Source organism: Streptomyces sp. SM1, from assembly GCF_002910825.1.
GTDB lineage: Bacteria > Actinomycetota > Actinomycetes > Streptomycetales > Streptomycetaceae > Streptomyces > Streptomyces okerensis.
The window spans coordinates 6,558-14,202 of record NZ_NEUB01000827.1; the positions used below are offsets into that span (position 1 = coordinate 6,558).

The following is a 7,645-nucleotide window of genomic DNA, read 5'->3' on the forward strand; positions in this document are numbered from 1 at the left end:
TTGCGGGCGCCCAGCCGCTCCAGGGTGTGGATCTCGTCCGGCCAGCGGGTCAGCCCGTTGGGCAGGCCGTGGGTGAGGGAGGCGGCGCAGAACCCGCCGTTGCGGCCGGAGGCGGCCCAGCCCACCTCGCGGCCCTCGACCAGCACGACGTCCCGCGCGGGGTCGCGCTCCTTGGCGATCAGCGCGGTCCACAGTCCGCTGTAACCGCCGCCGACGACGAGCAGGTCGCAGGTCTCGGCTCCGGTCAGGGCGGGCTCGGGAGCGGGCCTGCCGGGGTCGTCCAGCCAGAAGGAGGCCGGCCGGGCTTCGGAAAGGGATTTCGTCCAACGGCTCATGGCGCTCGGGGCCATGATTTCAACTCCCTACAGAGGACTGCGGCTTTCTTCTGTCCTTCAGGCGGCCTTCACCGCCTTCCGGAAGTTTCTACGCGTTATGACGGTTGCGGCGATTTCCGATGACCAGGGATACCAGCACCAGCAGTACGGCGGTGACGAACATGGCCGTACCGATGACGTTGACCTGTACGGGTGTTCCGCGCTGGGCGGATCCCCAGACGAACATCGGGAAGGTCACGGTCGAGCCGGCGTTGAAATTGGTGATGATGAAATCGTCGAAGGAGAGCGCGAAGGCGAGCAGCGCACCCGCCGCGATACCGGGGGCGGCGATCGGCAGCGTGACCCGGAGGAACGTCTGGAACGGGCCGGCGTACAGGTCCTGCGCCGCCTGTTCGAGGCGGGGGTCCATCGACATCACGCGCGCCTTCACGGCGACCACGACGAAGCTGAGGCAGAACATGATGTGGGCGATCAGGATCGTCCAGAAGCCCAGCTGGGCGCCCATGTTGAGGAACAGGGTGAGCAGCGAGGCGGCCATGACCACCTCGGGCATCGCCATCGGCAGGAAGATCAGCGAGTTCACGGCCGGCCGGGCGCGGAAGCGGTAGCGGACCAGCGCGAAGGCGATCATCGTGCCGAGCAGGGTGGCGCCGAGCGTCGCCCACAGCGCGATCTGGAGGCTGAGCGACAGTGAGGCGCACAGTCCGGAGACGCCGCAGGGGTCCTGCCACGCCTCGGTGGAGAATTCCTGCCACGTGTAATTGAAGCGCCCCCTCGGATTGTTGAAGGAGAACACGGTGACGATGATGTTCGGCAGGAGGAGATACGCGAGGGTCAGCAGTCCCGCGATGACGACGAAATGGCGCTTGAGCCAGTTGACGCTCGTGCCGAATATGCGACTCTGTCGCGTGTTCATTTTAAACCAGATCCTCCGTGCCGGACTTGCGGATGTAGAGCGTGACGATGAAGAGGATCGCGGCCATCAGGATGAACGAGAGTGCCGCGGCCGTCGGATAGTCGAGGATCCGCAGGAACTGCGACTGGATGACGTTGCCGACCATACGGGTGTCGGTGGAGCCGAGCAGATCCGAGTTGATGTAGTCGCCGGAGGCCGGGATGAAGGTCAGCAGCGTGCCGGAGACCACGCCCGGCATCGACAGCGGGAAGGTGACCCGGCGGAAGGTGGTCGACGGTCTGGCGTAGAGGTCGTTCGCCGCCTCGTGCAGCCGGGGGTCGATGCGCTCCAGCGAGGTGTAGAGCGGAAGGATCATGAACGGCAGGAAGTTGTACGTCAGACCGCAGACCACCGCGAGCGGGGTGGCCAGCACCCGGTCGCCGGCGGTCCAGCCGAGCCACGCCGTGACGTCCAGGACGTGCAGGGTGTTCAGGACGTCGACCACCGGGCCGCCGTCGGCGAGGATCGTCTTCCAGGCGAGGGTGCGGATGAGGAAGCTGGTGAAGAACGGCGCGATCACCAGGATCATGATCAGGTTCCGCCAGCGCCCCGCGCGGAAGGCGATCAGATACGCCAGCGGGTAACCGAGCAGCAGACACAGCACGGTCGCGGAGGCGGCGTAGAGCACCGAGCGGACGAACTGCGGCCAGTAGTCGGACAGCGCGTCCCAGTAGGTGGCGAAGTGCCAGGTGACCTTGTAGCCCTCCTCCAGGGAGCCCGTCTGCACGGACGTGGAGGCCTGGTAGATCACCGGCAGCGCGAAGAAGACGAACAGCCACAGCAGGCCGGGCAGCAGGAGCAGGTACGGCGTCCAGCGACCCCTTCTGCGCGGGGGCCTCTTCTCGGGGACGGGCGGCGCCACGGGCGGTGGCGCCTGGGTGAGCGTGGCCATCAGACGACCTCTTCCTCGACCGTCTCGACGCCGGCGTCGATGTCCTGTGCCGCGTCCAGTCCGAAGGTGTGCGCCGGGTCCCAGTGCAGGACGACCTCGGCGCCGGGGGCCAGCCGGGCGTCGCGGTCGATGTTCTGCACGTAGACCTCGAAGTCGGCGCAGACCGGGCTGTCGACGACGAACTGCGTGGAGACGCCGATGAAGCTGGAGTCGGCGATGCGGCCGGTGATGCGGTTGCGGCCCCCGGGGATCTCGCCGGCGTCGTCGGCGTGGATGAGGGAGATCTTCTCCGGGCGGACCCCGACCAGCACCTTGCCGCCGGCCGTGGTGGGCGCGCTGTTGCGGGCCTCGGGCAGCACGAGTTTGCCGCCGCCCGCCTTCAGTACGAGCTCTCCGCCGGACTTCGAGTCGACCTCGGCCTCGATGAAGTTGGAGGTGCCGAGGAAGTTGGCGACGAAGGTGGTGCGCGGGTTCTCGTAGAGGTCGGCGGGTGCGCCGAGCTGCTCGACCCGGCCCGCGTTCATCACGGCGACGGTGTCGGCCATGGTCATGGCCTCCTCCTGGTCGTGCGTGACGTGGACGAAGGTGATGCCGACCTCGGTCTGGATGCGCTTGAGCTCCAGCTGCATCTGCCGGCGCAGCTTCAGGTCGAGGGCGCCGAGCGGCTCGTCGAGGAGGAGCACCTCGGGGTGGTTGATCAGCGCGCGGGCCACGGCGACCCGCTGCTGCTGGCCGCCGGAGAGCTGGTGCGGCTTCTTGCGGGCCTGCTCGCCGAGCTGGACCAGCTCCAGCATCTCCTCGACCTGCTTCTTCACGCTCTTGACGCCGCGCCGGCGCAGGCCGAAGGCGACGTTCTCGAAGATGTCGAGGTGCGGGAAGAGGGCGTAGGACTGGAAGACCGTGTTCACCGGCCGCTTGTACGGCGGGAGCGCGGTGACGTCCTGGTCGCCGAGGTGGACGGTGCCCTCGGTGGGCTCCTCCAGGCCGGCGATCATGCGCAGGGTGGTGGTCTTGCCGCAGCCGGACGCGCCGAGCAGGGCGAAGAAGGAGCCCTGCGGAACGGTCAGGTCGAGCGGGTGCACGGCGGTGAAGGAGCCGTAGGTCTTGCCGATGCCGGTGAGGCGGACGTCCCCGCCGTGGCCGGGCGTGGTGGTGTCTTTGGTGGTCTTCATCTCGTCACGCCCCAGTGAGCTTCGCGAACTTCTCTTCGAATTCCGTCTCTTCCTTGGAGCTCAGAGAGCGGAAGGCACGGGACTTGGCCTGCATGGCCTTGTCGGGAATGATCAGCGGGTTGTTCGCCGCGTCGTCGTCGATCTTCGCGAGCTCGTCCTTCACTCCGTCGACGGGACAGACGAAGTTGATGTAGGCGGCGAGTTCGGCGGCCGCCTGCGGCTCGAAGTAGTAGTCGATCAGCCGCTCGGCGTTCTCCTTGTGCCGGGCCTTGTTGGGGATCATCAGATTGTCGCTGGACATCATGTAGCCGCTGTCGGGGATCAGGAAGTCGATGTCCGGGTTGTCCGCCTTCAGCTGGACGACGTCCCCCGCCCAGGCCACGCATGCGGCGAAATCGCCCTTGCTGATGTCCGAGGTGTAGTCGTTCCCGGTGAAGCGGCGGATCTGGCCCTTGTCGACCGCCTTCTGGATGCGCGCGATCCCCGCGTCGTAGTCGTCGGCGGTGAACTTCTCCGGTTCCTTGCCCATGTCGAGCAGGGTCAGGCCCATCGTGTCGCGCATCTCGGTGAGAAGACCGACGCGGCCCTTGAGCTTCGGGTTGTCGAGCAGGTCGGAGAGGGTCTTCACCTCGACGCCGTCGAGCGCCTTCTTGTTGTAGGCGATGACAGCCGCGATGCCCTGCCAGGGGTAGGAGTAGGCGCGGCCGGGGTCCCAGTCCGGGCTGCGGAACTGCGGTGACAGGTTGGCGAACGCGTTCGGCAGGTTGGACGGGTCCAGCTTCTGGACCCACCCGAGCCGGATCAGCCGGGCGGCGAGCCAGTCGGTGAGGACGATGATGTCGCGGCCGGTGTCCTGGCCCGCGGCCATCTGCGGTTTGATCTTGCCGAAGAACTCGGTGTTGTCGTTGATGTCCTCGGTGTACTTGACCTTGATACCGGTACGCCGGGTGAACGCATCCAGCGTGGGGTGCTCGCGCCCGCTCTCGTCGACATCCATGTACTCGGTCCAGTTGGAGAAGCTGACGCTCTTCTCCTCCTTCGAGTGGTCCTCCGCCGAGACGCCGCCCTGGGTGTTCCCGGCGGCCGGGATGCCGCAGCCGCTCAGCGCGCCGAGTCCGCCGACCGTGAGCGCGCCGCCCGCGGAGGCGCGCAGCAGGGAACGGCGGCTCAGTGCCGCCCGTCCGTTGCGGAAACTGCGCCGTACGGCGGCCTCCTGGGCCGGTGAGAGGCGGTCGGGCTGACATTGCTCCATGCGCGTGGTGCCCTTTCGGGAGGATGGCCGCGGTCGGGCGGCCTGGCTGCTATCGGTCCCCGAAGACGGTGCGGTGCCAGTCCTTTCGGACCACCGCCGTGTTGTCGAACATGACGTGCTTGACCTGCGTGTACTCCTCGAAGGAGTACGAGGACATGTCCTTGCCGAAGCCGGACGCCTTATAGCCGCCGTGCGGCATCTCGCTGATGATCGGGATGTGGTCGTTGATCCACACGCACCCCGCCTTGATCTCCCGGGTGGCCCGGCCCGTCCGGTACACGTCCCGGCTCCACGCGGAGGCGGCGAGACCGTACGGGGTGTCGTTGGCCAGCGCGATGCCCTCGTCGTCGGTGTCGAAGGGCAGGACGACCAGCACCGGACCGAAGATCTCGGACTGCACGACCTCGCTGTCCTGCGCCGCGTCGGCGATGAGCGTGGGGCGATAGTACGCGCCGTCGCCCAGCTCGCCCAGGGGCGTCTCACCACCGGTCACCACGCGCGCGTAGGCACGCGCCCGGTCGACGAAGCCGGCCACCCGGTCGCGCTGGACGTGCGAGATCAGCGGGCCGAGATCGGTACCGGGAGCGAAGGGGTCGCCGAGCCGGACGGTCTCCATCAGGGCGGTGGTGCGCTCGACGAACGCGTCGTAGAGCGGCCGCTGCACATACGCGCGGGTGGCGGCGGTGCAGTCCTGCCCGGTGTTGATGAGCGCGCCCGCGACCGCGCCGTTGACGGCGGCGTCGAGGTCGGCGTCGTCGAAGACGACGAAGGGGGCCTTGCCGCCGAGCTCGAGGTGGAGGCGCTTGACGGTGGCGGTGGCGATCTCGGCGACCCGCTTGCCGACGGCGGTGGAGCCGGTGAAGGAGGTCATGGCCACGTCGGGGTGGCCGACCAGGTGCTCGCCGGCCTCCTTGCCGGTGCCGGTGACGATATTGATCACGCCGTCCGGGATTCCGGCGTCGGTGGCGGCCTGCGCGAAGAGCAGGGAGGTCAGCGGGGTCAGTTCGGCGGGCTTGAGCACGATGGTGTTGCCCGCGGCGATCGCCGGGAGGACCTTCCAGGCGGCCATCTGGAGCGGGTAGTTCCAGGGGGCGATGGAGCCGACCACACCGATGGGCTCACGGCGGACGTAGGAGGTGTGGTCACCGGAGTACTCGCCCGCCGACTGGCCCTGGAGATGCCGGGCGGCGCCGGCGAAGTAGGCGATGTTGTCGATCGTGCCCGGGACGTCGAACTCGCGGGTCAGCTTCAGCGGCTTGCCGCACTGCAGTGACTCCGCGCGGGCGAAGTCCTCCGCGCGGTCGGCGACCACGGCGGCGAACCGGTGCAGGGCGTCGGAGCGCTCACCGGGAGTGGCACCGGCCCAGGCCGGGAACGCCTCCCGCGCGGCGGCGACGGCGGCGTCGACGTCGTCGGTGCCGGCGAGTTCGCAGGTGTACACCTCCGCACCGGTGGCCGGGTCGACGACCGCGTGGGTACGGCCCGAGGTGCCCTTCGTCAGACGGCCCGCGATGAACTGCGCCCCGGCCGCGAACCGGTCCTGGGCGGGAAATCGTTCCGGGGTGGTGCTGCCCGGGTTGTGCATGTCGCTCTCCTCCGTGTCCCCGAGGGGGCGGCGTGGCTCCAGCTCGATTTGAGTGCCGATCCTGACAGAGCCATGTGACTCCAACAAGTGATTCCGTTGTTTAATTTTGATTACACGACGGAATCTGTCGACCGAGTGTCGAGCGGCCACGGAAAAGGCACGACGGGATGTCAGTGGTTCCTGCCAGACTCGCGTGCAGGGATGGGATCACGGGGGTGGCGATGAGCGCGGCGGCAGAGGGAATCGGCTCCAGGGCGGCGCTGATCGAGGCGCTGGCGACCGGGACGAGGGTCGAGTACCTGCACTTCTGGAGGCACCGGCCACTGCCCGACGGGCGTATCGGCCCGAGCTGTCTGAGTCAGTGGTGGCCGTCGCCGTTCACGGTGGACGGCGTGGAGTACGCGACCGCCGAGCACTGGATGATGGCGGCCAAGGCCCGGCTGTTCGGGGACCCGGAGGGCGAGCGGCGGGCGCTGGCCGCGGGGCACCCCGCGGAGGCGCAGAAGGCGGGGCGGCTGGTGCGGGGCTTCGACGAGGCGATATGGCGCCGGGAGCGGTTCGGCATCGTCGTCGAGGGCAACGTGCACAAGTTCGCGTCCGACGCCGATCTGCGGGGCTTTCTGCTGAACACCGGCGAGCGAAGCGAGATGGGGGTGCCCCCGGCCGGAGGCTGGGGGGAGGGTGCTGGTCGAGGCGAGCCCGCTGGACCGGGTGTGGGGCATCGGGCTCGCGGCGGACGACGAGGGGGCGACGGACCCGGCGCGGTGGCGGGGACCGAATCTGCTGGGCTTCGCCCTGATGGAGGCCCGCGAGCGGCTCCGCACCACGGCACGCCGGACGAGCGGGACACCGGCACACTGACGCCCGCCCGAGGGCCATCCGGACCGCCCGGGCACCTCATCCGCGCAGCACTGTGGGTCACCGCCTCAGGGGCCCACCCCGCCCGGGCAGACCCCCAGGGGCGCGGGGAACCGCGCGAGCAACCACCCACACACCCGCACCCGCACCCGACAGCCCCGCGCACCGCGGAGGACGGCATCGACGCGACGCCGCGGATACCCGCGCGCTAGGCGAAGAGGACGATGGCCCCGAACGTGATGCCCAGGGCGATGCCGACCGAGCCGCAGATGATGCCGGCCAGCGCCTGCCCTCCGTTCGTCGCCTCGCCCCGCAGGGTCTTGCCCCGGCCGATCCCGCCGAAGATCACGGCCAGCACGCCCAGCAGGATGGCCACCGGCCACACGCAGAAGACGGCGGCCGAGATGATGCCGAGCACGAGCCCGGTGACGCCGAGTCCGTTGCTCGGCATCGGCGCCGTACCGGCCCAGCCGGGATACCCCTGCGCCGGCGCACCGCCGTACCCGCCACCGCCCGGGTAGCCGTACGCCATCCGGCCGGGCCCCTCCGGACCGATCGGCGGCGGAGGGACGGGCTCGCCCCCGGCCGGGGGCGGC

General features: G+C 69.1%; 7 protein-coding genes and 1 pseudogene. 1 reads left to right on the plus strand and 7 read right to left on the minus strand.

What is annotated here, in order from left to right; translation table 11 throughout:
• The 6 genes from B9S61_RS42645 to B9S61_RS26105 form a co-directional block, all read right to left on the minus strand.
• The coding region (locus B9S61_RS42645; RefSeq protein WP_258039857.1) for an FAD-dependent oxidoreductase at positions 1-350 on the minus strand (350 nt) is incomplete at its 3' end.
• Positions 351-423: 73 nt separating this feature from the next.
• Positions 424-1,251 (minus strand): ABC transporter permease, encoded by an 828-nt coding sequence (locus B9S61_RS26085; protein WP_103544426.1) that lies wholly within the window; start codon positions 1,249-1,251, stop codon positions 424-426.
• A 1-nt stretch (position 1,252) separates the two neighbouring features.
• Positions 1,253-2,182 carry an ABC transporter permease gene (locus B9S61_RS26090; protein ID WP_103544427.1) on the minus strand — a complete coding sequence of 310 codons (930 nt, stop codon included), beginning with the start codon at positions 2,180-2,182 and terminating at the stop codon, positions 1,253-1,255.
• The gene (locus B9S61_RS26095) at positions 2,182-3,354 is read right to left on the minus strand and encodes an ABC transporter ATP-binding protein (protein WP_103544428.1); all 1,173 of its coding nucleotides are present in this window, start codon (positions 3,352-3,354) and stop codon (positions 2,182-2,184) included. The genes B9S61_RS26090 and B9S61_RS26095 overlap by 1 nt, the downstream gene beginning before the upstream one ends.
• 4 nt (positions 3,355-3,358) lie before the next feature.
• Positions 3,359-4,606: a PotD/PotF family extracellular solute-binding protein gene (locus B9S61_RS26100; protein ID WP_103544429.1), complete on the minus strand. Its 1,248-nt coding sequence runs from the start codon at positions 4,604-4,606 to the stop codon at positions 3,359-3,361.
• A gap of 49 nt (positions 4,607-4,655) precedes the next feature.
• Positions 4,656-6,191 (minus strand): gamma-aminobutyraldehyde dehydrogenase, encoded by a 1,536-nt coding sequence (locus B9S61_RS26105; protein WP_103544430.1) that lies wholly within the window; start codon positions 6,189-6,191, stop codon positions 4,656-4,658.
• A gap of 221 nt (positions 6,192-6,412) precedes the next feature.
• Here B9S61_RS26105 and B9S61_RS26110 point away from each other — a divergent pair.
• Positions 6,413-7,052 (plus strand): annotated as a pseudogene (locus tag B9S61_RS26110) (NADAR family protein).
• A gap of 205 nt (positions 7,053-7,257) precedes the next feature.
• On the opposite strand, the gene B9S61_RS42650 reads toward B9S61_RS26110, so the two are convergent.
• The coding region (locus B9S61_RS42650; RefSeq protein ID WP_258039858.1) for a DUF4190 domain-containing protein at positions 7,258-7,645 on the minus strand (388 nt) is incomplete at its 5' end.

What these genes read in the sequence shown, in the direction of transcription:
- B9S61_RS26095 (WP_103544428.1), bottom strand. Translation starts at nt 3,354, where the DNA reads ATGAAGACCACCAAAGACACCACCACGCCCGGCCACGGCGGGGACGTC.
- B9S61_RS26105 (WP_103544430.1), bottom strand. Translation starts at nt 6,191, where the DNA reads ATGCACAACCCGGGCAGCACCACCCCGGAACGATTTCCCGCCCAGGAC.
- B9S61_RS26085 (WP_103544426.1), bottom strand. Translation starts at nt 1,251, where the DNA reads ATGAACACGCGACAGAGTCGCATATTCGGCACGAGCGTCAACTGGCTC.
- B9S61_RS26100 (WP_103544429.1), bottom strand. Translation starts at nt 4,606, where the DNA reads ATGGAGCAATGTCAGCCCGACCGCCTCTCACCGGCCCAGGAGGCCGCC.
- B9S61_RS26090 (WP_103544427.1), bottom strand. Translation starts at nt 2,182, where the DNA reads ATGGCCACGCTCACCCAGGCGCCACCGCCCGTGGCGCCGCCCGTCCCC.